This window comes from Sphingomonas sp. MMS24-J13 (assembly GCF_044905095.1).
Taxonomy (GTDB): Bacteria; Pseudomonadota; Alphaproteobacteria; order Sphingomonadales; family Sphingomonadaceae; genus Sphingomonas_I.
This window is the reverse complement of sequence record NZ_CP173258.1, coordinates 4,436,308-4,460,597: the sequence shown is the minus strand read 5'-3', so window position 1 is coordinate 4,460,597 and position 24,290 is coordinate 4,436,308. Positions and strand designations below refer to the sequence as shown.

The 24,290-nt window shown below is 65.0% G+C and carries 29 protein-coding genes and 2 tRNA genes; 11 read left to right on the top strand and 20 right to left on the bottom strand.

Features of this window, described 5'->3' with window-relative positions; all coding sequences use genetic code 11:
- Window positions 1-16 precede the first annotated feature (16 nt).
- The 5 genes from gspG (at window position 17) to AB4Z44_RS20850 (ending at window position 6,977) form a co-directional block, all read left to right on the top strand.
- Window positions 17-484, top strand: coding sequence for a type II secretion system major pseudopilin GspG (gspG, locus tag AB4Z44_RS20870; RefSeq protein ID WP_404711567.1), 468 nt, complete (start codon window positions 17-19; stop codon window positions 482-484).
- Window positions 485-551: 67 nt separating this feature from the next.
- Complete coding sequence (polA, locus tag AB4Z44_RS20865; protein WP_404711566.1) at window positions 552-3,308, top strand: DNA polymerase I; 2,757 nt, start codon at window positions 552-554, stop codon at window positions 3,306-3,308.
- Between the two features lie 181 nt (window positions 3,309-3,489).
- Window positions 3,490-5,043 carry a lipopolysaccharide biosynthesis protein gene (locus AB4Z44_RS20860; RefSeq protein ID WP_404711565.1) on the top strand — a complete coding sequence of 518 codons (1,554 nt, stop codon included), beginning with the start codon at window positions 3,490-3,492 and terminating at the stop codon, window positions 5,041-5,043.
- Between the two features lie 35 nt (window positions 5,044-5,078).
- On the top strand, window positions 5,079-6,296 hold the full coding sequence (locus AB4Z44_RS20855) for an FAD-dependent monooxygenase (RefSeq protein ID WP_404711564.1): 1,218 nt from the start codon (window positions 5,079-5,081) through the stop codon (window positions 6,294-6,296).
- A gap of 186 nt (window positions 6,297-6,482) precedes the next feature.
- Entirely contained in the window at window positions 6,483-6,977 is a 495-nt protein-coding gene (locus AB4Z44_RS20850) for a GNAT family N-acetyltransferase (protein WP_404711563.1), read from the top strand.
- Window positions 6,978-7,029: 52 nt separating this feature from the next.
- Here AB4Z44_RS20850 and rplL read toward each other — a convergent pair whose 3' ends face one another.
- The 9 genes from rplL to AB4Z44_RS20805 all read right to left on the bottom strand — a co-directional run bounded on the left by rplL (window position 7,030) and on the right by AB4Z44_RS20805 (window position 12,434).
- Window positions 7,030-7,407 (bottom strand): 50S ribosomal protein L7/L12, encoded by a 378-nt coding sequence (gene rplL, locus AB4Z44_RS20845; protein WP_404711562.1) that lies wholly within the window; start codon window positions 7,405-7,407, stop codon window positions 7,030-7,032.
- Between the two features lie 42 nt (window positions 7,408-7,449).
- A complete protein-coding gene (rplJ, locus tag AB4Z44_RS20840) occupies window positions 7,450-7,965 on the bottom strand; it encodes a 50S ribosomal protein L10 (protein WP_404714300.1) in 516 nt (171 codons plus the stop codon).
- Window positions 7,966-8,299: 334 nt separating this feature from the next.
- Window positions 8,300-8,725, bottom strand: coding sequence for an organic hydroperoxide resistance protein (locus AB4Z44_RS20835; RefSeq protein WP_404711561.1), 426 nt, complete (start codon window positions 8,723-8,725; stop codon window positions 8,300-8,302).
- 118 nt (window positions 8,726-8,843) lie between these two features.
- A complete protein-coding gene (locus tag AB4Z44_RS20830; RefSeq protein ID WP_404711560.1) occupies window positions 8,844-9,977 on the bottom strand; it encodes a GGDEF domain-containing protein in 1,134 nt (377 codons plus the stop codon).
- Between the two features lie 136 nt (window positions 9,978-10,113).
- Window positions 10,114-10,806 (bottom strand): 50S ribosomal protein L1, encoded by a 693-nt coding sequence (gene rplA, locus AB4Z44_RS20825; protein WP_404711559.1) that lies wholly within the window; start codon window positions 10,804-10,806, stop codon window positions 10,114-10,116.
- 4 nt (window positions 10,807-10,810) lie between these two features.
- Window positions 10,811-11,242 (bottom strand): 50S ribosomal protein L11, encoded by a 432-nt coding sequence (gene rplK, locus AB4Z44_RS20820; protein ID WP_404711558.1) that lies wholly within the window; start codon window positions 11,240-11,242, stop codon window positions 10,811-10,813.
- Between the two features lie 194 nt (window positions 11,243-11,436).
- Window positions 11,437-11,976: a transcription termination/antitermination protein NusG gene (gene nusG / locus AB4Z44_RS20815; protein ID WP_404711557.1), complete on the bottom strand. Its 540-nt coding sequence runs from the start codon at window positions 11,974-11,976 to the stop codon at window positions 11,437-11,439.
- Window positions 11,977-11,996: 20 nt separating this feature from the next.
- Window positions 11,997-12,194, bottom strand: a complete 198-nt coding sequence (secE, locus tag AB4Z44_RS20810; RefSeq protein WP_404711556.1) for a preprotein translocase subunit SecE — start codon at window positions 12,192-12,194, stop codon at window positions 11,997-11,999.
- 164 nt (window positions 12,195-12,358) lie between these two features.
- A tRNA-Trp gene (locus AB4Z44_RS20805) sits at window positions 12,359-12,434 on the bottom strand.
- Between the two features lie 243 nt (window positions 12,435-12,677).
- Between AB4Z44_RS20805 and AB4Z44_RS20800 the strand changes: the two genes are divergently transcribed.
- Entirely contained in the window at window positions 12,678-13,214 is a 537-nt protein-coding gene (locus AB4Z44_RS20800; protein ID WP_404711555.1) for a CHAP domain-containing protein, read from the top strand.
- 83 nt (window positions 13,215-13,297) lie between these two features.
- Complete coding sequence (locus AB4Z44_RS20795; RefSeq protein ID WP_404711554.1) at window positions 13,298-14,476, top strand: glycosyltransferase family 4 protein; 1,179 nt, start codon at window positions 13,298-13,300, stop codon at window positions 14,474-14,476.
- Window positions 14,477-14,513: 37 nt separating this feature from the next.
- Here AB4Z44_RS20795 and AB4Z44_RS20790 read toward each other — a convergent pair whose 3' ends face one another.
- The 5 genes from AB4Z44_RS20790 to pnuC all read right to left on the bottom strand — a co-directional run bounded on the left by AB4Z44_RS20790 (window position 14,514) and on the right by pnuC (window position 18,467).
- The gene (locus AB4Z44_RS20790) at window positions 14,514-15,290 is read right to left on the bottom strand and encodes a hypothetical protein (protein WP_404711553.1); all 777 of its coding nucleotides are present in this window, start codon (window positions 15,288-15,290) and stop codon (window positions 14,514-14,516) included.
- A gap of 216 nt (window positions 15,291-15,506) precedes the next feature.
- Window positions 15,507-16,319 carry a pyrroline-5-carboxylate reductase gene (proC, locus tag AB4Z44_RS20785; protein WP_404711552.1) on the bottom strand — a complete coding sequence of 271 codons (813 nt, stop codon included), beginning with the start codon at window positions 16,317-16,319 and terminating at the stop codon, window positions 15,507-15,509.
- Entirely contained in the window at window positions 16,316-16,825 is a 510-nt protein-coding gene (locus AB4Z44_RS20780; RefSeq protein ID WP_404711551.1) for a YbjN domain-containing protein, read from the bottom strand. The genes proC and AB4Z44_RS20780 overlap by 4 nt, the downstream gene beginning before the upstream one ends.
- Window positions 16,826-16,938: 113 nt before the next feature.
- Window positions 16,939-17,898 carry an AAA family ATPase gene (locus tag AB4Z44_RS20775; RefSeq protein WP_404711550.1) on the bottom strand — a complete coding sequence of 320 codons (960 nt, stop codon included), beginning with the start codon at window positions 17,896-17,898 and terminating at the stop codon, window positions 16,939-16,941.
- Complete coding sequence (gene pnuC / locus AB4Z44_RS20770) at window positions 17,895-18,467, bottom strand: nicotinamide riboside transporter PnuC (RefSeq protein ID WP_404711549.1); 573 nt, start codon at window positions 18,465-18,467, stop codon at window positions 17,895-17,897. Before pnuC ends, AB4Z44_RS20775 begins: the two co-directional genes overlap by 4 nt.
- 152 nt (window positions 18,468-18,619) lie before the next feature.
- Between pnuC and AB4Z44_RS20765 the strand changes: the two genes are divergently transcribed.
- From AB4Z44_RS20765 to AB4Z44_RS20750, 4 genes are all read left to right on the top strand, one after another.
- Window positions 18,620-18,696: transfer RNA gene (locus AB4Z44_RS20765), tRNA-Pro, on the top strand.
- 192 nt (window positions 18,697-18,888) lie between these two features.
- A complete protein-coding gene (locus AB4Z44_RS20760) occupies window positions 18,889-19,053 on the top strand; it encodes a hypothetical protein (RefSeq protein ID WP_404711548.1) in 165 nt (54 codons plus the stop codon).
- On the top strand, window positions 19,050-19,451 hold the full coding sequence (locus AB4Z44_RS20755) for a hypothetical protein (RefSeq protein ID WP_404711547.1): 402 nt from the start codon (window positions 19,050-19,052) through the stop codon (window positions 19,449-19,451). The genes AB4Z44_RS20760 and AB4Z44_RS20755 overlap by 4 nt, the downstream gene beginning before the upstream one ends.
- 36 nt (window positions 19,452-19,487) lie before the next feature.
- Window positions 19,488-20,258 carry a DUF4145 domain-containing protein gene (locus AB4Z44_RS20750; RefSeq protein WP_404711546.1) on the top strand — a complete coding sequence of 257 codons (771 nt, stop codon included), beginning with the start codon at window positions 19,488-19,490 and terminating at the stop codon, window positions 20,256-20,258.
- A 1-nt stretch (window position 20,259) separates the two neighbouring features.
- Here the strand turns inward: AB4Z44_RS20750 and AB4Z44_RS20745 are convergent, their stop codons facing one another.
- The 6 genes from AB4Z44_RS20745 to AB4Z44_RS20720 all read right to left on the bottom strand — a co-directional run bounded on the left by AB4Z44_RS20745 (window position 20,260) and on the right by AB4Z44_RS20720 (window position 24,289).
- Window positions 20,260-20,805, bottom strand: a complete 546-nt coding sequence (locus AB4Z44_RS20745) for a hypothetical protein (protein ID WP_404711545.1) — start codon at window positions 20,803-20,805, stop codon at window positions 20,260-20,262.
- A gap of 259 nt (window positions 20,806-21,064) precedes the next feature.
- Window positions 21,065-22,339 carry a hypothetical protein gene (locus tag AB4Z44_RS20740; protein WP_404711544.1) on the bottom strand — a complete coding sequence of 425 codons (1,275 nt, stop codon included), beginning with the start codon at window positions 22,337-22,339 and terminating at the stop codon, window positions 21,065-21,067.
- A gap of 135 nt (window positions 22,340-22,474) precedes the next feature.
- Window positions 22,475-22,927: a hypothetical protein gene (locus tag AB4Z44_RS20735; RefSeq protein ID WP_404711543.1), complete on the bottom strand. Its 453-nt coding sequence runs from the start codon at window positions 22,925-22,927 to the stop codon at window positions 22,475-22,477.
- The gene (locus AB4Z44_RS20730; protein ID WP_404711542.1) at window positions 22,924-23,340 is read right to left on the bottom strand and encodes a hypothetical protein; all 417 of its coding nucleotides are present in this window, start codon (window positions 23,338-23,340) and stop codon (window positions 22,924-22,926) included. Before AB4Z44_RS20730 ends, AB4Z44_RS20735 begins: the two co-directional genes overlap by 4 nt.
- Before the next feature lie 47 nt (window positions 23,341-23,387).
- Window positions 23,388-23,699, bottom strand: coding sequence for a hypothetical protein (locus AB4Z44_RS20725; RefSeq protein WP_404711541.1), 312 nt, complete (start codon window positions 23,697-23,699; stop codon window positions 23,388-23,390).
- Window positions 23,696-24,289, bottom strand: a complete 594-nt coding sequence (locus AB4Z44_RS20720) for a hypothetical protein (protein WP_404711540.1) — start codon at window positions 24,287-24,289, stop codon at window positions 23,696-23,698. Before AB4Z44_RS20720 ends, AB4Z44_RS20725 begins: the two co-directional genes overlap by 4 nt.
- Between the last annotated feature and the right edge of the window lies 1 nt (window position 24,290).

The window sequence follows — 24,290 nt, the reverse complement described above, 5'->3', positions numbered from 1 at the left end:
GCCTATAGTAACCGGGATGGCTTCGAATCCAAGCGCGCTGCGCGCCCGCCGCACGATCCCGACGTCCGAGCAGGGGCTGACCCTGATCGAGATGATCGTCGTGCTGGCGATCATTGCGATCATCGCCGGGCTGATCGTGGTCAACGTGATCAACCGCCCCGATCAGGCGCGCGGCACGACGACGCAGGTCGATATGCGCAACATCGCCTCGGCGCTGAAGATCTACCGGCTCGACAATGGCGATTATCCGTCGACCGCGCAGGGCCTCGCCGCTCTGGTCACCAAGCCGACCGGCGAACCGGTTGCGCGCAACTGGAACAGCGGCGGCTATCTCGATGCCGTGCCGATCGATCCGTGGGGCCATCCCTATATCTACCGCAGCCCCGGCGAGGGCGGCACGGGCTTCGATCTGGTTTCGAACGGCAAGGACGGCAAACCGGGCGGCGAAGGCCTGGATGCCGACGTCAAGGTGAGCGCGCGGTAGCGCGTCGTCAGCACCTCGTCGCGGGCTCCCTCGCACTCCCCCGCCAGCCCTGCTAGACAGGCGCCGCATGTCTCAGAACCATCTCTATTTGGTCGACGGCTCGGGTTATATCTTCCGGGCCTATCATCGGCTGCCGCCGCTCACCAACAAGCATGGCGTGCCCGCCGGCGCGGTCTACGGCTTCACGACGATGATGTGGAAGCTGGTGGCGGATCTCCACGCCGCCGACGGGCCGACGCATATGGCGGTGATCTTCGACGCCTCGTCGAAGACGTTCCGCAACGACATGTACGATCAGTACAAGGCGCACCGCCCGCCGCCGCCCGAGGATCTGGTTCCCCAATTTCCGCTGATTCGCGAGGCCACCCGCGCCTTCTCGCTGCCCTGCATCGAGGAAGCGGGGCTCGAGGCCGACGATATCATCGCGTGCTATGCCAAGGCCGCTTTGGCCGCCGGCTGGAAGGTGACGATCGTCTCGTCCGACAAGGATCTGATGCAGCTGATCGAGCCGAACCTCGATCTGTTCGATACGATGAACAATCGCCGCCTGGGCCGCGAGCATGTGCTGGAGAAATTCGGGGTCGAGCCCGAGCAGCTGGGCGATGTGCTCGCCTTGATGGGCGATGCGGTCGACAACGTGCCGGGCGTGCCGGGCGTCGGCCCCAAGACGGCGTCCGAACTGATCCGAACCTATGGCGATCTCGAAGGCGCGCTGGCGGCAGCGCCGACGATCAAGAAGCCCAAGCTCAGCCAGAGCCTGATCGAGCATGCCGATTCGGCGCGGCTGTCGCGCGAACTGGTGCGACTGGTGTGCGATCGCCCGCTGCCCGAGCCGCTCGAGGATCTGGCGCTCAAGGGCCTGCCCAAGGAACCGCTCCAGGCCTTCCTGATGGACATGGGTTTCCGCTCGCTGCTGACCAAGCTCGGCGGCGAGGAAGCCTCCGCGGCGCTCCCGGCGCGGGTCGAAGCGGCGGTGCCGTTCGTCCACAAGGATTATGAGACCGTCGTTACCGAGGACGCGCTCGATCGCTGGATCGCGGCGGCCTACGCGGCTGGCGTGGTCGCGGTCGATACCGAGACCGACGATCTCGATTGCATCCGCGCCAACATGGTCGGCATCAGCCTCGCCACCGCGGCGGGCAAGGCCTGCTACATTCCGGTGGGCCATGGCTTTGCCGATGGCGATCTGCTGAGCGATCCGCCGGTCCAGCTCCATCGTCCTTTGGTGCTGGCGAAACTCAAGCCGTTGCTGGAGGATCCGGCAATCCTCAAGGTCGGCCAGAACCTCAAATACGACCTGATCATGTTCCGCCGCAGCGGCATCGACATCGCGCCTTACGACGATACGATGCTGCTTTCCTACGATCTCGATGCCGGGCTCGGCGCGCACGGCATGGACGATCTCGCTAAACGCCACCTCGATCATGCCTGTATCGAGTTCAAGGACGTGTGCGGGGCTGGCAAGAATCAGGTGTCGTTCGACAAGGTGCCACTCGATCGCGCGACCGAATATGCCGCCGAGGATGCCGACGTCACGTTGCGGCTATGGCAGCGACTCAAGCCCCGGCTGGCGCGCGAGTCCGCGACGCGGGTCTATGAGCTGGTCGATCGCCCGCTCGTGCCGATCGTCGCCGAGATGGAACGGGCCGGCATCCTCGTAGACCGGCAGGAGCTCCACCGCCTCTCGACCGAATTCGGCGAGGAAATCCTGCGCCTGGAAGGCGTGATCCACGAGACCGCGGGCGGCCCGTTCACGATCGGCAGCCCCAAGCAATTGGGCGAGGTCCTGTTCGATCGGCTCGGCCTGCAGGGCGGGCGCAAGGGCAAGTCGGGCGTCTATTCCACCGACGTCACCGAACTGGAGCGCATCGCCGCGGGCGAGGAAGGACCGGGCGCCGAGGTGTCGCGGCTCGTGCTGGAATGGCGCCAGCTCTCCAAGCTCAAATCGACCTATACCGACGCGCTCCAGCAGCAGATCAATCCCGCCACCGATCGCGTCCATACCAGCTTCAGCCTCGCCATCGCGCAGACCGGGCGGCTGTCGTCGACCGATCCCAATCTGCAGAATATCCCGATCCGCACCGAGATCGGCCGCCGTATCCGCCACGCCTTCGTGGCGTCGCCCGGCCATGTGCTGCTCGCGGCCGACTATTCGCAGATCGAGCTCCGCCTCGCCGCGCACATGGCCGACGTGCCGCAACTGCGCGAGGCGTTCGCGCAAGGCATGGACATCCACAATCTCACCGCGCAGGAATTGTTCGGCGAGGTCAACCGCGACACGCGCGGCAAGGCCAAGACGATCAATTTCGCGATCCTCTACGGCATCTCCTCCTGGGGGCTGGCGGGGCGGCTCGGCGTCGATCGCAGCGAGGCGCAGGCGATCATCGATCGCTATTTCGATCGCTTCCCGGGCGTGCGCAATTATATCGCACTGACGATCGCCGAGGTGCGCGAGAAGGGCTTCGTTACCACCCTGTTCGGCCGCAAGACCCACCTGCCCGGCATCAAGGGCAAGACGGTCGGCGAACGCCAGGGCGCCGAGCGGCAGGCGATCAACGCCCCGATCCAGGGCACCAGCGCCGACATCATCAAGCGCGCGATGGTGCGGATGCCGATCGCACTGGAGCAAGCCGGGCTCGGCCGCGTTCGCATGCTCCTGCAGGTCCATGACGAATTGGTGTTCGAAGTGCCGGAAGAGGATGTGGAAGCGGCCAAGCCGGTGATCGAACGCGTCATGGCGGGCGCGGCCGAGCCGCATGTCCAGCTGTCGGTGCCGCTGGGGATCGAGATCGGCACCGGCCCGAGCTGGGGCGCCGCGCATTGATCAACCAACGTCGCCCCTGCGGGGCACCCACCAAAGTACTACTTTGGTGGGACCCCGCAGGCAGGGGCCCATCGCTGTCTCGTCATGCGGTGTCCTTTGTTTCTAGAGACATGGGCCCCTGCCTCCACGGGTTCCCTGCAAAGTACTACTTTGCAGGGGCCCTGCGCAGGGGCGACGGGGAATGAAGTCCTGTAAGCCGATCGACGCCACCGGCCCCGGCGATATCGAGACGCTCGCCCAAGGCGGCCGCACCAATTTTTTCGGCTTCTTGCTGCGGCTTGCTGCGCGGCTGCCGTTCCTGTTCATCGCCGGCCGCTGGTACGGCGCCGATGCGCTCGGCCGCTTCGCCTATGCCACGATCATCGTCGAATTTGCCGGCCAGCTCGCCACGATCGGGCTGAAGCGGGGGCTGGCGCAATATCTCGCCAATACGCACCGACCGCACGTCCATGTCGTATGGGATGGGCTGCTCGTCGGCTGGATCGCGTCGGCCATCGCAGCCGGCGTGCTGATGGTCGTTCCCGAACTGATGTTTCCCAACAGCACAATCAACCAGCGCGATTATCTGCTCCCGCTGACCATCTTCGGGTGGGCCGGATCGGATATCGCGCTCGCCGCCCTCGCTTATCGCGGTGACGTCGGCGCCACGGTGAAGGCGCGCTCGCTGATCGAACCGTGGGGGATCAGCATCGCCGCCTTCGTCCTGTCTTGGTATTCGCTGCGCGACGGCCTCATCCTCGCTTATGCCATCTCGGCGGCGGCGGCGCTGGCGGCATCGCTCTGGCCTTTGCTGCGCTCCTATGGCTGGCCCAAGGGCTGGAAGCCCGAGCCGCTGCGGCTGTGGAAGATCGCAACGCACAATCTGCCGCTGGCGGGCGCCGACGCGATCGAGTGGGGATCGCGCCGGCTCGATATCGCGATGCTCGGCCTGTTCTTCTCACCCGGCATCGTCGGCATCTATTATGTTGCGCAGCAAGTCGCGTCGCTGCCGCAAAAATTGAAGACCAGCTTCGATCCGATCCTGGGCCCGGTGATCACCCAGAATCTGGCGGAGGACAATCTCGGTGCCGTTGCCAAGCAGGTCCGCCAGGTCGGCTTCTGGATCATTGCCGCGCAGGTCGGCATCGCGCTGGCTCTGGCGATTCCGGGCAAGGCGGTCATGGGCCTGGTCGGCCCGAGCTTCGTCGGCGGCACCGGCGCGCTGGCAGTGTTGCTCGCCGCCGAGGCGATCGCAGCCACCGCGGTCGTAAGCGAGGCGGCGTTGATCTATATCGCGCCCAAGCGCAATCTCGCCATCTCGGTCGCGATGATTCTGATCCAGGCGGCCCTGTCGGTGGTGCTGGTCTATCTGATCCGGCGCATGCTGCCCGCCCTGGAAATGGCCGGATGGGTGCCGCCGCGCCCCAACCCCAAGGACGATACGATCGCCGCCGCCGGCCCCGCCGTGGCGCTGATGATCGGGCTGGGCCTCGCCTCCTTCGCCAAGGCGTGGCTGCTCAAGCGGCTGCTCGGTGCGCCGGTATCGGGCTGGCGCTGGCCGATCGTCTGGGCGGCGGTGATCGCCGGCGTGGTCGGCTGGAGCGTGACGCGGCTGCCGCACAGCTTCGAATGGTTCGAACTGCTCGTCGGCGTGCCGCTCATTCTCGGCGTCTATGGCTGGGTGATCTGGTATAAGGGCTTCAACAGGGACGATCGCGCGCTGTTTCGGTTCAACGACAAGGCAGCCGAAGCGTGAGCGACGAATGGATGGGATTGGTTTAGGTGGCCGGCATGGAACGCGCAGACGTCATCATCCTCGGCGGTGGCCTGGTCGGGCTTACCCTCGGCATCGCGCTCGATGCGCATGGGCTCACCAGCATCATCGTCGATCCGGCCGATCCCGCTGTGTTACTCGCCCAGGGTTTCGACGGCCGCGCCTCGGCGGTCGCGAGCGCGAGCCACCACATGCTCGAGGCGATCGGGGTGGCCGATCGGCTGGCAGGCCAGGGCTGCCCGATCGATACGATCCGCGTGAGCGACGGCCTCACGCCCCGCGTGCTGGCGTTCGATGCCAGCTCCGCGTCCGAACCGCTCGGCATCATGTACGAGAACCGGCTGCTGCGGCAGGCACTCCACGCGGCGGCGGCGGCGGCCGAAGGAGTCACCCTGCTGATGAAGGCGCATCCCGCCACGGTCGAGCGCGATGCCACGAGCGCACGCGTCACGCTGGCGGACGGCCGCACTTTGGCGGCGTCATTGCTGATCGGTGCCGAGGGTCGCAATTCGCCGACGCGCGCCGCGGCGGGCATCAATGTCGCGCGCTGGAGTTATCATCACGCCGCTACGATCGCGACCCTTGGCCACGAGCGCCCGCACCACAATGTCGCGCACGAGATCTTCTATCCGTCCGGCCCCTTCGCCTTGTTGCCGATGACCGACGATGCCGACGGCCATCGTTCGGCGATCGTGTGGACGATGGACGAGCGCGATGGGCCGGCGATGATGGCCTTGCCCGACCGTGCCTTCCTGGCCGAGGCGGAAAAACGCATGGGCGGTATGCTCGGCACGTTGCGCTCGGCCTCGCCACGCTCGTCCTATCCGCTCGGCTTCCACCACACCGCACGGATCACCGACACGCGCCTCGCCCTGGTCGGCGATGCGGCGCACGGCATCCATCCGATCGCAGGACAAGGGCTCAACCTCGGTTTCCGCGACGCGGCGGCGCTGGCGGAGGTGCTGGTCGAAGGGGCGCGGCTCGGCCTCGATCCGGGCGACGCGCAATTGCTGGCGCGCTACGAACGCTGGCGCGCGCTCGACAGCTTCGTCGTCGCGGCGACGACCGATGGCCTCACCCGCCTGTTCGGCCTGCCGGGCAAGGCGCCGCGCGCGGTACGGCGCTTCGGGCTCGATATGGTCGCGCGCATCGCCCCGCTTAAAGATCGCTTCGTGGCCGAGGCACGCGGCGAGACCGGCAAGCTGCCCAAGCTGCTCAGCGGAATGACCGTATAACAGAGTGCACCATAGGCGACGACCTGGTCCGGAACCCATGTCCTTGGGGCACCGGCCGTCTCATCGCTCTGTCCGCGATTGGGCTCGACTGTCCCCTGCCCGATGTGTCGCGCCGGCTCGATCGCCACCAGTCGATCGATCTTGGCGCGTTGTAACGCCTTCGTCCTTCTGGAAGAATGCAGAGCGATGAATATCCGACCCGCAACCCTGGCCGACGCCCAGGCCATCACCGACATCTACGCCCACCATGTCCTCCACGGGACCGGTACGTTCGAGGAGGAGCCGCCGAGTGGCGCGGAGATCACCCGGCGGATCGAAGCAATAGTGTCGCGCGGCTGGCCGTGGCTGGTTGCCGAAACCGATGACGGCGTCATCGGCTATGCCTATGCGGCGATGTTTCGCGATCGCGCTGCGTATCGGTATTCGGCCGAGGATTCGATCTATGTCCGCCACGATGCGGTGGGCGGCGGGATCGGGCGGGCGCTGCTGCAGGCGTTGATGGCCGCGTCCGCCGCGAGCGGCTTCAGGCGGATGTTCGCCGTGATCGGCGATTCCGGGAACAAGGGCTCGATCCGCCTGCACGAACGCGCCGGCTTCACCATGGTAGGGACGCTCGACGATGCCGGGCACAAGTTCGGCCGCGATCTGGATGTCGTCTTGATGCAACGCGCGCTGCCATAAAAAGGGCGGCCCGTTGCGGGGCCGCCCTTCCTTGGCAATCGCTGTGACGCGATTACTTGACGTCGACGGTCGCGCCGGCGGCTTCGAGCTGCGCCTTGAGCTTGGCGGCTTCGTCCTTCGACACGCCTTCCTTGATCGCCTTCGGAGCGCTCTCGACCAGGGTCTTCGCTTCGGTCAGGCCGAGGCCGGTGATCGCGCGAACTTCCTTGATCACGTTGATCTTCTTGCCACCGTCGCCGGTGAGGATCACGTCGAACTCGGTCTTCTCTTCGACAGCGGCGGCAGCGGCGCCACCACCGGCCGGAGCCGCAACCGCAACAGCGGCGGCAGCGGAAACGCCCCACTTCTCTTCGAGGAGCTTCGAAAGCTCGGCCGCCTCGAGGACGGTCAGAGCGGACAGGTCGTCAACAAGCTTCTGCAGGTCTGCCATGATATTCTCCATGTGGGCGCCACGCGCCCATGTAAGTCAGGTTTATGCTTCTTCCTTGGCCGCATAGGCACCGAAGACGCGGGCAAGCTGCCCGGCCGGAGCCTGGAGCACCGAGGCAACCTTGGTCGCGGGAGCCTGGATAAGGCCCACGATCTTGGCGCGCAGCTCGTCGAGCGACGGGAGTTCGGCCAGAGCCTTAACCCCTGCGACGTCGAGCACGGTGTCGCCCATCGCCCCGCCGACGATTTCCAACTTGTCGTTGGTCTTCGCGAACTCGACCACCACCTTGGCGGCCGCAACGGGATCGACGGAGGTGGAGAGAGCCGTCGGGCCGGTCAGCAGATCGCTGAGCGACACGTAGGGGGTTCCCTCCGCAGCAATGCGGGCAAGGCGGTTCTTGGTCACCTTGTAGCTGGCGCCGGCTTCCCGCATCTTCACGCGCAGGGCCGTCGACTGGGCGACGGTCATGCCGAGATTGCGCGTCACGACGACGACGGACGTCTCGTTCAGCGTGCGGTTCAGCGCAGCAACCTGCTCGGACTTTTGAGCACGATCCATTGCCATCTCCATTTCGTCCGGCGCGACATGCGCCGAACGGGTCGAACCGCTCCAGCCGAAGCCGGAACGGCAAATGTCCGAAGGGGAATGGATGCCTGACCCGGGCCGAGCCTATGGCTCGCCAGGCAGACCGGAGCACATCGCACGACGCGCCGGCAAAATCTCTTCCCCGTCTAGGCAGGGCATTAAGAAGGGCAAATTCCCTTCACCTGCTGTCTCGGACGGAATCCTCACCCGGAGGCGAAGAAGGTGCGCGCTTAGCGGAGGGTGGAGCAAAAGTCCAGCGATTCGCGGACTCCCCCTCCCCGCCGGGGAGAGGGAGTCGACGCAGTGTTTAGACCACCGTCAAACCGACATCCACATTGCCGCGCGTCGCGTTCGAATAGGGGCAGACCTGATGCGCGGTCTCCACCAGCTTCTCCGCATCGGCACGGTCGAGCCCGGGCAGGCTGATCTCGAGATCGGCCGTGATGCCGAAGCCGCCCTCGCTGCGCGGGCCGATGCCGACGGTCGCGGTGACGGTCGTCTCGGCCGGTACCTTGAGCTTGAGCGATCCTGCCACCGCCTTCATCGCGCCGAGGAAGCAGGCCGAATAGCCGGCCGCGAACAATTGCTCGGGATTGTTCCCCTCGCCGCCGGCGCCGCCCAGCTCCTTCGGTGTGGCGAGCTTCACGGCGAAGGTGCCGTCCGCAGTCCGGGCGGATCCGTCGCGGCCGCCGGTCGCGGTGGCGGACGTCTTATATTTCACATCAACCGACATTTGGGGTGCTTCCTTGTCTCGGCAAAGCGGCTGGCCGGCATGGCCAGCCTTGCGGGCCTAGCTGGGGATGCGGCCCGGAAACGTCCAGACGGGAAATTGGCTCACTCTGATCGAGCGGTCAGGCGGCGACCAGCACAGCGGCCGGCGTCACCGACACGCGATTACGACCGGATTGCTTCGCTTCGTACAGCCGCGCATCGGCGCGACGGATCGCGTCATGGACCGATGCGTCATGCGCCGCCACCGGCGCGACCCCGAAGCTGGCGGTGGGATCGAGGTCGAGCCCGATCGCACGCCAATCCCGCGCGGTGAAGGCGAGCCGCATCTGATCCGCGAACAAGGCCGCCGCCGCGGGCGCCATGCCGGGCAGATGGACAACGAACTCCTCGCCCCCGATGCGCGCCGCGGTCGCGCCGATCGGCATGTTGGTGCGGATCGTCTGTGCCAGGGCGGCAATCACCTTGTCGCCGGCATCATGGCCGAAACGATCGTTGATCGCCTTGAACCGATCGATATCGCACAGCACGATGCTCGATCCGGGCAGGCTCTGGCCTGCAAGCGCCGCCTCGAACCCGCGCCGGTTGAACACGCCCGAGAGCGGATCGATCAGCGCCTGGTTGCGATACCGCTCCAGCGCCTCGACGACGATGCTGCGCAACGCCGCCAGCGCCATCATCATCCCGAACACCATCGCCATGCTCTGCATCAGAAAGCCGTACAGCGTCGCGAGCAGGCTGCCGCCATTGGCGGGCACGGTCAGGAACACCGTGCTGGCGCGCGAGACATTGTCGAACACAGCAAGGCAGGTGGTGATCATCAGCAACTTGCCGCCGGGTAGCGCGATATGGCGCCGCCAGGACCGCATCGGGATCGCGATCAACAGGGCGCAGCCGAGATCCGACGACACCAACTCGCCCCACAGATTGTGGAGATGCTGGGCAATGACGCAACCCGCGATCGACAGGATGAGGACAAGCGGTCGCCGCCAGCCGATGCGCAATTCGCCCAACCGCACCTGCAGCGCCTGCCCGTAGAGCAGGAACGAGATGCCGAACAACGCATTCGCCACAGCCGAGCGGATCGCCACCGGCACGGCGTGCGGCACCAACGGAATGCAGAAGGCGACCGCCGCGCACAGATAGCCCGCACCCCACCAGGCCGCCGACGCGGCCCCCCAACGCCACGCGGCGATGAAGGCGCAACCGAACGTGGCCATCATGATCGGAAGCAGGAAAGCGAAGTTCCCACTCATGCACTCATCCCACCCGCCGCCGATTTTGACGGCCCCGCGCGGCTCATGACAGAGGGCGGTTAACGATCGGTTAGGCCATGAAAAAAGGGCCGGGATAACCCGGCCCTTTCATAGTCTTCGAAGTGATCGATCGGGATCAGATCGCCGAAATCTCGGCGACGTCGACCTTGATCCCCGGGCCCATCGAGGAGCTGACGGCGATCTTCTTCAGATACTTGCCCTTGGCACCGGTCGGCTTCGCCTTGACCACCGCATCGACCAGCGCGTCGAAGTTGGCGCGCAGATCCTCCGCCGGGAACGACGCCTTGCCGATACCCGAATGGATGATGCCCGCCTTCTCGACGCGATATTCGACCTGGCCGCCCTTGGCCGCCTTGACGGCTTCGGCGACGTTCATGGTGACCGTGCCCAGCTTCGGGTTCGGCATCAGGCCCTTGGGGCCCAGCACCTTGCCGAGACGGCCGACCAGGCCCATCATGTCCGGGGTGGCGATGCAGCGATCGAAATCGATCGTGCCGCCCTGGATCGTCTCGAGCAGATCTTCCGCACCGACGACCTCGGCACCCGCTTCACGGGCTTCATCGGCCTTCGCGCCGCGGGCGAACACGCCGACGCGGACCGACTTGCCGGTGCCCTTGGGCAGGGTGACGACGCCGCGGACCATCTGGTCGGCGTGACGCGGATCGACGCCCAGGTTGAGCGCGACCTCGATCGTCTCGTCGAACTTGGCGGTGGCGTTGGTGCGGGCGAGTGCGATCGCCTCGTCGACGCCGTGCAGCTTGATCGGATCGATCGACCAGGCCTTCTGCTTCTTGCTCAGCTTTGCCATCGGATCAGCCCTCCACAACCTGCAGGCCCATCGCGCGTGCGGAGCCTTCGATGATCTTCGTCGCCGCCTCGATATCGTTGGCGTTCAGGTCCTTCATCTTGGCCTGAGCGACTTCGGCGACCTGCGAACGCTTGATCGTGCCGGCCGACAGCTTGCCCGGCTCCTTCGAGCCCGACTTCAGGTTGGCGGCCTTCTTCAGCAGATAGGTGGCGGGCGGCGTCTTGGTGACGAACGAGAAGCTGCGATCGGCATAGACGGTGATCACGGTCGGGAGCGGCGTGCCGACTTCCTCGCCCGTGGTCTGCGCGTTGAACGCCTTGCAGAATTCCATGATGTTGACGCCGCGCTGACCGAGCGCGGGGCCGATCGGCGGGGACGGCGCAGCCTTGCCGGCCGGCACCTGCAATTTGATGTAACCGGTAATCTTCTTAGCCATGATCTGTCACTCTGTAGCGGGATTTGGTGGTGAAACCGCCTCGTCCCGGTCAAGCCTAGCGGTTCAAGCGGACGTCCGAAGACGACCTCCCGCACGATTTTCCGTAGCTGGTGCTGTGGAAGGGGGCGCCCCTAGCCGAAAGCGGGGCGAAAAACAATCCTCCCGACGATTTCGCCGGGAGGATCTGGAACCTCTTACTTGCTGCGCTCGACCTGATCGAATTCGAGTTCGACCGGGGTCGCGCGCCCGAAGATCGAGACCGACACCTTGACGCGGCTGCGATCGAAATCGAGTTCCTCGACCAGGCCGTTGAAGCTTGCGAACGGGCCTTCGAGCACCTTGACCGAATCGCCGATATCGTAATCGACCTTCATCTTGGCCTTGGGCTGCGCGACCGCCGCTTCCTCCTTGGTGTTGAGGATGCGCGAGGCTTCCGCATCGGTGATCGCCTGCGGGCGACCGCTCGAGCCGAGGAAGCCGGTCACCTTCGGCGTGTTCTTCACCAGGTGATAGACGTCATCGTTCATGGCCGCCTTGAGCAGCACATAACCGGGGAAGAACTTCCGGTCGGAGGTCACCTTCTTGCCGCGGCGAACCTCGGTGACCTTCTCGGTCGGAACCTCGACCGCCTCGACCAGCTGGTCGAGACCCATGCGGACCGCGTCGGCGAGGATCTGGTCCTTCACCTTGTTCTCGAAGCCCGAATAAGCGTGGATGATGTACCAGCGCGACATTCTTGTTCTTATCCCGAAACTTAAGAGGCGAGCGACAGCAGCAGCTTGACGATCCGGCTGAACGCCCAATCGACGCTGAAGAAGAAGATTCCGAGCACGATCGTCATGACCATCACCATGATGGCGGTCATCACGGTCTCACGGCGGGTCGGCCAGACGACCTTGGCGGTCTCTGCCTTCACCTGGTTCATGAACTCGATGGGCGAAACCTTAGCCACAGGGCCCCTCACAAATTGGTTCAGCGAGACATGGGACCGCTACCGGCCGGTCGGCCGATGGCAATCCTACGTCGCTTTTGGATTAGGCAGAGCACTTAGACCTTCGCCTACGCTTCCGCAAGATGGGCCAAATCCGCCGCCACGGCGACCACACGGGCAGGAAATGGCAGGAGTGGAGGGACTCGAACCCACGGCCCTCGGTTTTGGAGACCGATGCTCTACCAACTGAGCTACACTCCTCCAGCCCGGAGGGTGCGGTCCCTTAACCGCGCACCGGATCGAGCGCAAGGGCAGTCCTTTCCGCGGGTGATTCGCGGCTTCGGCCCCGCCGGATCGGGGGATTCCGGCGGCGAATTGAAACCGGCCTGTGGATAAACCCCGGATGAACGCGGCGACGGCTCGCTTCGCCGCAGTGCAGCTTACATCGTCCGCCGGACCGGATACCCAGACCATGACGAGCGGGATCGGGGAATTCTACCTAACATGCTACAACGTCTTAAAGTGGCGGTCTGTTCCGTCCTCTTCATGGCCGCGCTTGCAGCCCCCTCGGCCGCGAATGCACAGTCGACCTTCTGGCAATGCGCCCCGTTCGCCCGCGTCTTTTCGGGCATCCAGTTGTTCGGCGCCGCCGGTGGCTGGTGGAAGCAGGCGATCGGCAAATATGCCCAAGGGTCGGCCCCCAAGCTCGGCTCGGTGCTGGTGTTCAAGGCGATCGGGTCCATGCGGTCCGGCCATGTCGCGACGGTCACCAAGGTGATTTCCGACCGCATCGTCAAGGTGACGCACGCCAATTGGAGCAGCCACGGCCGCATCGAGCGCGACGTGACGGTGATGGACGCGTCGGCCAAGGGTGACTGGAGTGCGGTCAAGGTCTGGTACGGCCCGATCGGCGATATCGGCACCCACGCTTACCCGACTTACGGCTTCATCTATGCCGGTGCCAAGGCGGTAGCCCATAGCGCCGAGCTGGCGGCGCAGGATTTGGCCGGCGGCGACGAGGGCGTGACCGCCTCGAACTGATCCGGCACGGCACGCGCGATTGATCGCACCGCCCTCGTTCTCCCATGGCCTTTTGGCGTGCGCGTGATTAACCAGCCTCGCTTATGGAAATCTCCGACCTCCGCGTTGCCCTGTTCTCGGGCAATTATAACTATGTCCGCGACGGCGCGAACCAGGCGCTGAACCGACTGTCGGGCTATCTGCTGAATCAGGGCGCCAAGGTCCGCATCTACAGCCCCAAGAGCAAGACGCCGGCCTTCCCGTCGATCGGCAAGGTCGTGGGTGTCCCCGCCATCCCATTCCCCGGCCGCGGCGAATATCGCGTGCCGCTGGGCATCCCCTGGTGGGTGCAGCGCGATCTCAAGGAGTTCGGCGCCAACATGTTCCACATCTCCTCGCCCGAATTTCTCGGCCACCGCGCCGTGACGCTCGCGCGGCGGTGGGACATTCCGGTGGTGGCATCGGTCCACACCCGCTTCGAGACCTATTTCCGCTATTACAACATGGCGTTCCTCGAGCCGTTCGTCGAGGCGATGATCCGCCGCCTCTACCGGCGCTGCGACGCGATCTTCGCGCCATCCGAATCGATGGCCCAGGTGCTGCGTGAGCAGCGCATGAGCTACGATGTCGGTATCTGGTCGCGCGGGGTGGAGACCGAGATCTTCTCCCCGGCCAAGCGTGACATGGCGTGGCGCCGCTCGATCGGCATCGCCGACGACGAGCCGCTGATCTGCTTCATCGGCCGGGTGGTGATGGAAAAGGGCCTCGACGTATTCGCCGAGAGCATGGACGCGCTTCACCGCCGCGGCGTGAAGGCGCGCGTGGTCGTGATCGGCGAGGGGCCGGCGCGCGAATGGTTCACGACGCGGCTCGGCGAGGACGCGATCTTCATCGGCTTTCAGCGCGGCGAGGATCTGGCGCGCGCGATCGCCAGCTCGGACATGCTGCTCAATCCGAGCGTGACCGAGACGTTCGGCAACGTGACGCTCGAGGCGATGGCGTGCGGGCTGCCGGTGGTGGCGGCGCGCGCGACCGGCAGCCTGAGCCTGGTCGAGGACAATGTCACCGGCCGACTGATCCGTCCCGGCGCGAGCGAGAGCTTCGCGCTGGCGCTCCAATATTATTGCCAGGACCTGGAAGCCCGCACCGCGGCCGGCGCCGCCGGCCGTGCGGTGAGCGAGCGCTATTCGTGGGACGCGGTCAACCATGCGTTGGTCGAGGGCTATCTGCGCATCATCCGCCATCGCGAAATGGGCGGCCACCCGATCAACCGTCCGCGGTAACGTATCAGTCGTCCCGGAATGGGGACAATACGATCACCTACCGCCCCGCCGGCAGGTCGCTTTCCCTATCGTAGAGCGTGATGCGGATGCGGACCCATTCGCCGACCATCACGTGTCCACCGATGCGCGGCGGCCGTACCAGGAACTGCCACGCGGCCTCGCGCACGCCCCGCGAAATCTGCGAGCCACGCGGCGATTCGTCGAGTTCGTAGCAATCCTCGACATGGTAGCGCGGCGCGGTGCGGCAGGCGACGTCGCCCCAGCCGATCTTGTTATGCGGCATATAGGTGTTGAGTTCGGCGTCGGTCGGCTTGCGATACCATTCGGCGGCATAAAGCTGCTCGCCATGCGCACCGGTGCCGGCTTTCTCCGAATCGCCCGACGAATCGCCCGCACTCGCATCCGCGCTCTGCTGCCCGCTATTGTTGGAATGCGAGCGCAAGGTGGCGTCGAGCCCGACCATCTCGTCATGCGTCAGCCTGAGCACCTGAACTTCGGGCGAGTTCGGATTCGGAACGGGCGGGGGCGGAACCGGCTTCGACGCGGCTGCGGCCGCGGTGGTTTTGGATTGCTTCGTGGCGGCCTTGGCCTTGCTCTGGCTCTTCGCTTTCGCGGCGTCGTTCTGATCGGAGACCGAAATCGAGATCAGATGCCCACCCCCCATCGGGATGAACGTGCGCGGCGGCGACAACGTGATGAGCAGCAGCAACAGCAGCAGATGCACGATCAACGTGATGATGATCGAGGTGGTGCGGCGGGGCAGCGTGAAACGCCGCTTTTCCGACGAAGGCTGGTCCGACGCCGAATGCATCATTCGGGCGCCTACACTGCGTGCTGCGTCGCCGCAATCGGCTGCGCTCTCAGTCCGTCTCATGGGTCGAGGGCGTTCGGATGGGCTTCGACCAAGCTCGACCTGATCGGATTCGATAAGAATGCTGATGCCCCGTTCGTCTCGAGCGAAATCGAAACACGCTTTCTAGCGTCCGGCGACTTCCTTCGAGATGAACGGAATTGCGCGGCGCCGGAAAGGCTAGCGCGCGGCAGCCGCCATCTCGCGGTTGCGCAGGATCGCGGCGGTCAGCGTGTCGCGGATCAGCGGCATCAGCCCCTCCGGCTCATCGAGCACGTCGAGGCCGCGCCGCGTGCTTCCGCCCGGGCTGGCAACGCGATCGGCCAAAGCGCGCGGGCTTTCATGCGACGCCGCTGCGAGCGCGCCTGCCCCGGCCACGGTCGCCAATGCGAGCCGGGCGGCCTGATCGGCAGGCAAACCGGCGTCGGCGCCCGCTTCGGCAAGCGTATCGATGAAGCGGAACAGGAAAGCGGGGCCTGATCCGGCAAGCGCGGTCACGACATCGAACAGGCCTTCGTCGACCCATTCGACCAATCCGAGCGGCGCCATCAGCGCCTCGGCCTGCGCGCGCGCATCGGCGACCAGCCCCTCGCCGGTCAGCGCGATCACCCCCTGCCCCAGTGCCACCGGCGTGTTGGGCATCGCGCGGACGATCGCATGCGGCTGGGGAAAGCGCCGGCGCAGCGCGTGCGCTTCGACGCCGGCGAGGATCGAAACGAGCATCGTTTCGGGGGCCAGTGCAGGCGCCAGATCGGGCGCCACCAGATCGAGCATCTGCGGCTTCACGCCCAATATCACCAGAGCCGGTGCCGGCCCGTCAGGCGGTGGTGCCGACACCACCGTCACGCCATCTGCAAAAGGCTCGCCCGATTTGCGCACGATCATAAGCTGGGCTGGATCGAGCCCGCACGCGAGCCAGCGGCGCAGCATCGCGCCGCCCATATTGCCGCAGCCGATCGCCCAGACCGGGCCCTCGATCGGGAAAATGCTCACGCCTCCCCGTGGGTTTCGATGAGAGCGGCCGAGATTGCCTCGGCCGGGGTTTTGCCGCCCCACAAGACGAACTGGAAAACCGGGTAGAAACGCTCGCACTCGTCGATCGCCGCTTCGATCAGCGTCCCGGCCTGGGCCAGTGTCAACGCAGCCTCGGCCCCCGGATCGAGCAAGGCGGCATGACGGAAGAGCAGCATGCCGTTCGACGACCAGATCTCGAAATGGCCGATCCAGAGCTGTTCGTTGACCAGCCCGATCGTCTCATAGACTGCGGCACGCTTGTCGGCCGCGACCCGGATATCGGGCAAGGCCAGGAATTGCAGCACGCGATCGGCCTCGCGCCAGACGCCGCGCAACTCATATTGGGTCCAGCTCCCCGGCACGGTCGCGACGATCTCGTCGTCGCTCAGCCGCTCGAAGCTCCAGCTATGCGCTTCGAAATAGGCTTCGAGCGTATCGACCGGCGCTTCCTCGGCGCCTTCATCCTCATATTCGTCGGCGATCATCGGACACTTTCAGCGGGCGATCCTTGGAAAAGGGTAACGCACGGCGCACATGGCGCAACCCCATGTGCGCCAATATGGTGACAAAGCTGTGGATAGACAGGGGGCGGAATCGCTCAGCCGAAGCCGGCCTGCGCAATCGCCTCGATCGAGCGGGCAAAACGCTCGTCCGGCGGCCCGCCTATAACGACATAGGGGAGGCCGCGTCGCTCCAGCTCGTCGCGCGACAGATCGAAGAATCGCTGCCGCCGGCCGTCGTCGCCGAAGAAGCGCGTACCGTCATCGACCCACGGAATGTCGATATCGAGCAGAAGGTAGAGGTCGGCGGTTTCGTCGAAGCTTTCGAACCACGGATCCTGCCGCCCGAACAGCATGCGCGCCCACGCCGCGGTCATCACCGGATCGGTATCGAGGATCAGCCGCTTGTTGCACTGGCGCAGCAAGGATCGCGTCATCGCAACGTGCGTCCGCCCGATCGCGAGCAGATCCTCCATCGCCAGATCGACGCCATGCTGCTCGCAATAGGTACGCCCATATTCCGGCACGTAGAGCGTGTCGAAATGGCGCGCGAGCCGCGGCGCAAGAGTTGATTTGCCGGTGCTTTCGGGACCGTGCAGGCAGATGGTGTGTGCGAAATAGGGGCGCACCGGCGCGGGGATATGCCGCCAATGCGCGAACGGATCGGCGCAAATCGCGCGGCCCGAGACCGGCACGGCCACACGCCCGGGATCGACCATGACGAAGCGCGCGCCGATCTCCTCCGCGAGCCGCGCGCCATGGGCGTCGGAAGCGAATACCACATCGATCGGCTCGGGATGGGCGGTGCGGACAATGTCGCGCCAGATCGGCCAGAAATCGGGACGTTCGTCGGGCACCTGCCCCCGATGGTCGATTATCCGGGCGGTGGGGAACATCTCCCGCATCCAGTCGAGCCGCAATTCGCCCTGAATCGGATCGTCGGGAAGCGAACAGACAAGGATCGTCAGTCGATCGACCAGCGCCTGCGCGGTCTGGATCAGCAGGACGTGACCGTCGTGGGGCGGCATGAATTTGCCGAGCAGGAAGCCGTTGCTCATGACGCCGCCAGCGCGCGTCGCTCGACCCGCGCCCATTCGACCAGACCGGCCGCGGAGATCAGCAGGAACAGCCCGTAGAGCCCACCGGTCAGATACAGCCCCTTGGCGAGGTAGACCCCGACCGACACCACATCGATCGCGATCCACAAAACCCAATTCTCGATACAGCGCCGGGCCAGCAATAGCTGCGCTGCTATGCTCGCCATCGCGATGGCGGCGTCGATCCACGGGAATGAGGCATCGGTATATGTGTGCATGATGGCCCCCCAGGCGATGCTGGTGACCGCGATCATGATCATCCACGCAACGCGAGCCGCGGGCGTCAGCCGTTCGACCGTGATCGCATGCTCGACCCCGCCCGCACGCCACCAAGCCCACCAGCCGTAAAGCTGGATCGCGAAGAAAAACACCTGCAAAGCGGAGTCGCTATAGAGCCGCGCGTCAAAAAAAATCCGCGCATAGAGCGCCACCATCGCCAGCCCGAACGGGTAGTTCCAGATGCTGCGGCGGACGAGGAGGACGATGTTGGCGACGCCGAGCAGCGTCGCGACGATTTCGAGGGGGCTCACAGGCCGCGGCGATAGCAAGCACCGACCGCGCACGCCAGCGATGTGACGGAAAGACGACGGTTAGCGCTTGCGGGCACCCTCATGCTTGGCTACAGGCGCCACCGCTAGCTCGCCGGTCCGCCCCCGCAAGGCATTCAGGACCGTCGCTCCGTCGGGGAGTAGCTCAGCCTGGTAGAGCACTGTCTTCGGGAGGCAGGGGCCGGAGGTTCGAATCCTCTCTCCCCGACCATTGAAAAACGCCGGTTTTCCACCATTTTGGAATATTCTTATTCCGGTGTTGTTCCGGTGAAATGGCATTTCCGCTTGTCGCACCATTAACGTCCTATTAAAGGATGGTGCTCAAGGGGAAGGTCGGGAGATGAAACTATCGTCTTCGGCCGCCGTTTCGCAGCCACCGATCTGCGAACGAGAGGGAGTGAGCATGAAGGACTTCACAGCCGGAAAGCTGTCGATTGTGCTCGGCGGCGGTATCTTCGGCGTTGCCCTTGCCGGCGTTTTTGCCGGGCTTTTGGGTGCGCCTGTTCCACTTGCCATTGAGGGTGTTAGTGCTCTTGCGGGTATGCTGGCCGGCGCCAAAGTTGCTTGACGGCGCCTGCCGCGGCGGCAGTCGCAGCAAGTTCTCAGCATAGCTTCGTTACCGGACTAGGAGCATTCTTTCATTCGACGCTGCCGCATAGCTCGGCAGCGCTCGATGCGCTCTCGATCGGCACAGTGATCGTCGCGGGCCTCGCAGCCGTCACTCACCAATGGATGACAGGCAAAAAATGGCCGCCGGACCAATTCATCCGCGTTGGCTTCGCAGCCGGCCCCCTCCCCGTGTACCTTTTCCTGCCATGCATGCCGTTCGACAACGATCTCGCGGCTATGTTTCAGGAGGAGCGGTTTCTGATCGCACTCGCGGCGGCCAGCGGCTTCATGTGGACGATCCGCGAGATACGAGCGCTCTTCAACGAAGAGCGCTCGGCCGCACCACCGGAGGAGTGAACGGCGCGGGGCGCCAAACAGAGCGATAGGACGGCGATGGCTTTCAATTGGACGTGCCCGCACTGCAATCATGCCCAGTCGGTGGTCGACCATCGATGTCACGCGGTCGAATCGCCGATCCGTGTGGGCGGCACAGTCGAGGGCAACGTGGCAGCCTGCTTCTTCGCAATCGGCTGTTCCAACCCCGTCTGCAACAAGCTCACAATCAATTTCAGCATTCGGAAAAATCTGTATCAGAACAATGCCGCAGCTTCGGTGGATTATAGCGATGATCCGCTTTATGCGCGCCGAGCTATACCTGAAAGCTTTGCAAAGCCCCAACCGAGCTACATCCCGGCCGCGCTTCGAGAGGATTACCTCGAGGCATGCTTGATCGTTAACGATAGCCCTAAGGCAGCAGCAACTCTCGCGCGGCGCTGCATACAGGGAATGATCCGGGATTTTTGCAAAATAGCTCGCAGCCGGCTCGCCGACGAGATTGCCGATTTGCGGAAAGCAGTCGAAAGCGGAGTGGGGCCGTCCGGGGTCACCGTGGAAACGATTGACGCCATCGACCAAGTGCGATCGATCGGAAACATCGGTGCTCACATGGAAAAAGACATCGACCTTCTTGTCCCGGTCGACTCAGGCGAGGCTTCGCTGCTGATTGAATTGATCGAGATGCTGTTCGCGGAGTGGTATGTGGCGGCCCACGTGAGGCGTGAACGCCTCGCGCGAATAAGTGACCTCGGCGCTGAGAAGGCTAAGGTGATCGCCGACGCGCGCGCGGCTAGCAAAGCACTCCCGGCGCCAACAGGCGGCGGCTGAATCAACCGGCCTCTAGTAAAATATTGCGGGCCTCCCGAAGCCCAGCCGTTCGGCCCTTTCCAAAATCGCCGCCGAACACGTCCGGCTCCTCCATCGCCAATTCGACAGCCGCGATGGCGGCGTTGCGCATCGCATCGCCCGAGCCGGGCGAGAGCTCGCCAGCGCGAGCCCGCGCGACGTAGAGCGACAACCAGCGCTGCAACCGGATGAGGTTGAAGATCAACCCCGACATACCTGAATCATGCTTGCGGACGATCGCGAGCGCCCCCTCGATCACCGTCGACAAGCCATTATCGAGTACCGGCATGCTGTCGATGGCCGGCGGCTGGCTGCGCTTTTCGCGCAGCGCCTCCAAGGCGATGCGCCACACGGCATCGAAGGACGTGTTGTCGGAGAAACCCGCGTCCTGTTTGGCCTGGCGGAGCCACAGCTCCCGCGCGGAAGCCGATTCGGCCAGCTGCTCGCTCCGGCGCTCGGCGGCGCCGGCGCGGCGATCGGCGTCATCACGCTCCCGAATGAGCGCGCCGATATCTATCGTGTCGGTCATCGTTCACCTTCCTTCGATACTTCGGCGGCGCTCCGCTGCGCTTTCCATTTTGCAAAGGCTTGCGCGTGCGCTGGGCACAGATCCTTGCCGGCCGCCGGCGACATCGTGCATCGGTCGCAGATCGGTGCGTCGCATGTTCCGGCCGGCAGCTTCCAATCGCAGAGCAGACTGGCAGCGCGACCGCATTTGCAGCGCTGTCGGCGGCGGGTGCCGCATACGATCGCCCGCGCGCCGCCGGGCAGGGTGACATGCTCGCACGTCATTGATCTGCTTCAGGGATGTACTGGTACGGCGTGCCGAAAGCGCCGGGACAGAGCCTCTCGATTTCCTCAATGATCTGATCGGTCACCTCCAGCACACGGCCGAGATATCCGACGCTGAAAGGCGCATAGGTGTCCGAGGTGCTGATCTTCCGGTGGCCCAGCATGATCTGGCCCTCGACCCAATCGCGTTCGCCGAGTCGCTCGCGGGCAAGGTGCGACATCGACCGGCGGATAAGTTTCATCCCCAATTCGCCGTCTCGCGGGAGCTTGAGCTCCTCCTGCATCCGCTCGAACGACCGACGCACCGATCCGATAGAGACGTAAAAGCCGCCCTGCCCTTTCGGGCCTTTCTCCGAATCGAGCAGCGCCGCCATCCGCGGGCCGATCGGCACGATCGGGCGATGCTTCTTCGTCTGCGCCCGGCCCTTCGGGTTGAGGTTCAGTGCGCGCGCGTTCGAATGCCACTGGTCACGATCGCGCGCCGTCGAGACGTCATGCGCTGCGTCGGGCCGGGCCCAAGTCGCAACGCTGATCTGAAGGAAGCGGTGCAGCTGGGCGCGGGCGATTCGCATCCGCGTCACCGTGTTCCACTCGGTTGGGTGCTGAGGGTCGATGCAGAAACGGAACATCGCGGCCAGCGTCTTCACATCCGCCCGATAGCCCGGCGTCCGGCTGACCTCGCCGTGACCCTTGGCAGCGAAGGCTGCCTTGAACAGCGTATCCTTGCGGGCGTGCGCGAAATTGATCGCGGCCGCGAGCGCGCCGACGCTCGCCTCGACCGTGCCCTGGGAGCGTTGGCGCTCCTTCCCACCGGTCGAAACGATGGGCCGCTGCAGCGCCCATTTCCGGAAAGCATCGATCCAATCCTCGTCGACGTCCTCGCATGCGGTTTCGAGTCGATCGGTATCGGTCAGATAGGCGGTGAAGTGCGCGAGGCGGGGCCGAATCGCTCCGATGCTGGCGCGCTCTTCGCGCGCGACGAGATAATCGGCGATCGCGTCGGCGACGAGGTGGCGCGCGCCGGCGCGCAGCGTTTGACCGCAGGTCGCGCAAACCGCCTGCCCCCGCTCCCGCTTGAGATAGAGCGCGTCTAACTCATTTTCCGCCTGGACGATGTCCTCTGTGCCCGTGCTCCGGCTGCGGTTGCGTCGCGCGGCCGCGTCGTACCATTCGATCTGGAGGAAGGGCGATCGAAGGCTCCCGTCGGCTCGCCGGTCCCATTTGAGCCGGTATTTCCCTCGGGAGTAGAGTTCCTGATCCGCTGGTTGCATGCTTCTCTCTGTGCTTCGGCGGCGAGTCTCTGGAGCATCTCGCCGACCCCATTCGCATTCAGGATGTCGAGCGCGTCGGCCTCGATCCTGATGCCCTTCCCTTTGTCCGTTTGGCGCGACCAGTGCCGCGCGAGTTCAGCTATGCTGGTCACGACTTCCTCCTTCTGACTGCGATTCGATGTCGGACGATCGCCCGACCACGAAGGATGGCTTGGGCGTAATACCTGGCTGGAATCGGCGGTCGGCGCCGATCAGGGCGGCATGCCAGTTCGCCAGCGCTGCGGCCGTGCTGATCGTGTGGTGCTTGGCCTTCTCGGCATCACCACGAACGGCAGCGTCGGCGGCCTTCTGGGCGAGGTATCCGATCAACCAGAACCAATCGAAAGGCGACTTCCCCGCGTCGTGATCCACGCTCCAGCGCTCGCGTTGGTGAGCGGCCTCCATCGGCACGGCGTCCATAAAATCGGCGGTCTCGGGGGTGTTTATAACCTCCTGCCGAAGCCTCTCCTTCAGGCCGGCGGGATTATCCGACCAATCGCACGGCAACGCCCCGCAAGCCGGGCAAGGCTCGATCTCTCCCCCGCTCATGCTGCGGCGCTCCCTCGCTTCGGTTTATGCGGGATGGGCGGCAGCGGTGTGAAATGGGTGTGATAGCCCGGCCAAGCGGCGTCCAGCGGCGAGCCGACATAGGGCGGCTCCTCCACCGGGAACTTCCACCAGAGCACGTTGCCGAGATCTTCGTGCCAATGGCGGCCATGCCGGGCCTCCTCGCCCAGATCGCCCGGCTGCACGAATTCAAACCAGATCCTCTTATCAGGATCGCAATGGCGCACCTCCGCAAACGCGTCTTGCGAAGCCCATGTGCCGGCCTCGGCCCGCTTGCTCGTGTAGCCAGCGCCGCCGGGCCGCCAGTAGGCGCTATGCTCCTGCGACCAAATGCGGACTCGCACGCCGAGCGGCAGCCGGTCGGGATTGCGCTTATAGTGCTCGAGCGAGCGCACGTGCTCGGGATCGAGGCCCCACGGCTTTCGCCGGCGCCTGAGTCCAGTCAATTCATGTCCTCCTTGCCTGACGCCATGCTGGCGCACTGGAGCCATGCGAAATCGAGAACGTCGTGCAGGGCTTCGCGCGCGCTTTCAGGCGGCGCTCCAGCGTGAACGGCATAGGCCATCTGGACGATAGCCATTACGCCACCGACCCAGATCGCATCCTGGGTGCTGCCCGTCTTCGGGATCTTCTGCAGGCGCTTCAGGGTGTATTGCGTGAAGGCCTGTCTCTCGCGTTCGCACATCGCATCGGTTGGATTGGACCCGTCGAATTGGCCCCATCCGGAGGTTTCCAAATTTATCGGCCGGCTCATGCCCTCGCGCCTCCCGGTGCTGCTTCTCGCTGTTCGGGAAATGCCGCGCGGCGGCGCGGTTCGGCGTCGGGCTCGAGCCAGGCGGCGTCCCGATCGATCCAGCGGAGCAGCTCCACCTTGGCGTGGCCGAGGGCGGTGCGCCGCTCGCCGGTAAATTCGAGGACGGCAGCCTCGCTCAAGATCGCGCACTGGACGCGATGGCTGGTCACCTGCCGCACGAACAGGGTACCGCGCTCGACGTCAGCGCGGAGCGACGGGCAGAAGCGGATGCTGGTCGCCGCGCAGCGCTTGTGGAGCATCGGCTCGACCTGCAGCACCGCCCAGCCGGAAGCGCCGTGCGGCTGCGGTCGGGCGTGCGACAGCGAGACCTTCGTGCTGGTGAGCAGCGAGAGTCCGCACAGATCGCATTGGCAGCGCGCTATGACCTGCCGCTGGCGTTGCATGTGGGGCTTGCCGAACAGCGGTTTGCCGACGCCGGGCTGCTCATCCTGAAAGACAGCGGGCCGGCCGAAATACCGGCACTCAGCGATGTGGAATCGCTCCTCGGCCGACCAGGACGCCGTGAACGGGACCGGCGTGTTGCCGAACATC

Excerpts from the sequence above, each read along its gene's own strand:
- gspG (WP_404711567.1), top strand. The coding sequence starts at position 17 with ATGGCTTCGAATCCAAGCGCGCTGCGCGCCCGCCGCACGATCCCGACG.
- polA (WP_404711566.1), top strand. The coding sequence starts at position 552 with ATGTCTCAGAACCATCTCTATTTGGTCGACGGCTCGGGTTATATCTTC.
- AB4Z44_RS20860 (WP_404711565.1), top strand. The coding sequence starts at position 3,490 with ATGAAGTCCTGTAAGCCGATCGACGCCACCGGCCCCGGCGATATCGAG.
- AB4Z44_RS20855 (WP_404711564.1), top strand. The coding sequence starts at position 5,079 with ATGGAACGCGCAGACGTCATCATCCTCGGCGGTGGCCTGGTCGGGCTT.
- AB4Z44_RS20850 (WP_404711563.1), top strand. The coding sequence starts at position 6,483 with ATGAATATCCGACCCGCAACCCTGGCCGACGCCCAGGCCATCACCGAC.
- rplL (WP_404711562.1), bottom strand. The coding sequence starts at position 7,407 with ATGGCAGACCTGCAGAAGCTTGTTGACGACCTGTCCGCTCTGACCGTC.
- rplJ (WP_404714300.1), bottom strand. The coding sequence starts at position 7,965 with ATGGATCGTGCTCAAAAGTCCGAGCAGGTTGCTGCGCTGAACCGCACG.
- AB4Z44_RS20835 (WP_404711561.1), bottom strand. The coding sequence starts at position 8,725 with ATGTCGGTTGATGTGAAATATAAGACGTCCGCCACCGCGACCGGCGGC.
- AB4Z44_RS20830 (WP_404711560.1), bottom strand. The coding sequence starts at position 9,977 with ATGAGTGGGAACTTCGCTTTCCTGCTTCCGATCATGATGGCCACGTTC.
- rplA (WP_404711559.1), bottom strand. The coding sequence starts at position 10,806 with ATGGCAAAGCTGAGCAAGAAGCAGAAGGCCTGGTCGATCGATCCGATC.
- rplK (WP_404711558.1), bottom strand. The coding sequence starts at position 11,242 with ATGGCTAAGAAGATTACCGGTTACATCAAATTGCAGGTGCCGGCCGGC.
- nusG (WP_404711557.1), bottom strand. The coding sequence starts at position 11,976 with ATGTCGCGCTGGTACATCATCCACGCTTATTCGGGCTTCGAGAACAAG.
- AB4Z44_RS20800 (WP_404711555.1), top strand. The coding sequence starts at position 12,678 with ATGCTACAACGTCTTAAAGTGGCGGTCTGTTCCGTCCTCTTCATGGCC.
- AB4Z44_RS20795 (WP_404711554.1), top strand. The coding sequence starts at position 13,298 with ATGGAAATCTCCGACCTCCGCGTTGCCCTGTTCTCGGGCAATTATAAC.
- AB4Z44_RS20790 (WP_404711553.1), bottom strand. The coding sequence starts at position 15,290 with ATGATGCATTCGGCGTCGGACCAGCCTTCGTCGGAAAAGCGGCGTTTC.
- AB4Z44_RS20780 (WP_404711551.1), bottom strand. The coding sequence starts at position 16,825 with ATGATCGCCGACGAATATGAGGATGAAGGCGCCGAGGAAGCGCCGGTC.
- AB4Z44_RS20775 (WP_404711550.1), bottom strand. The coding sequence starts at position 17,898 with ATGAGCAACGGCTTCCTGCTCGGCAAATTCATGCCGCCCCACGACGGT.
- AB4Z44_RS20760 (WP_404711548.1), top strand. The coding sequence starts at position 18,889 with ATGAAGGACTTCACAGCCGGAAAGCTGTCGATTGTGCTCGGCGGCGGT.
- AB4Z44_RS20750 (WP_404711546.1), top strand. The coding sequence starts at position 19,488 with ATGGCTTTCAATTGGACGTGCCCGCACTGCAATCATGCCCAGTCGGTG.
- AB4Z44_RS20745 (WP_404711545.1), bottom strand. The coding sequence starts at position 20,805 with ATGACCGACACGATAGATATCGGCGCGCTCATTCGGGAGCGTGATGAC.
- AB4Z44_RS20740 (WP_404711544.1), bottom strand. The coding sequence starts at position 22,339 with ATGCAACCAGCGGATCAGGAACTCTACTCCCGAGGGAAATACCGGCTC.
- AB4Z44_RS20735 (WP_404711543.1), bottom strand. The coding sequence starts at position 22,927 with ATGAGCGGGGGAGAGATCGAGCCTTGCCCGGCTTGCGGGGCGTTGCCG.
- AB4Z44_RS20725 (WP_404711541.1), bottom strand. The coding sequence starts at position 23,699 with ATGAGCCGGCCGATAAATTTGGAAACCTCCGGATGGGGCCAATTCGAC.
- AB4Z44_RS20720 (WP_404711540.1), bottom strand. The coding sequence starts at position 24,289 with ATGTTCGGCAACACGCCGGTCCCGTTCACGGCGTCCTGGTCGGCCGAG.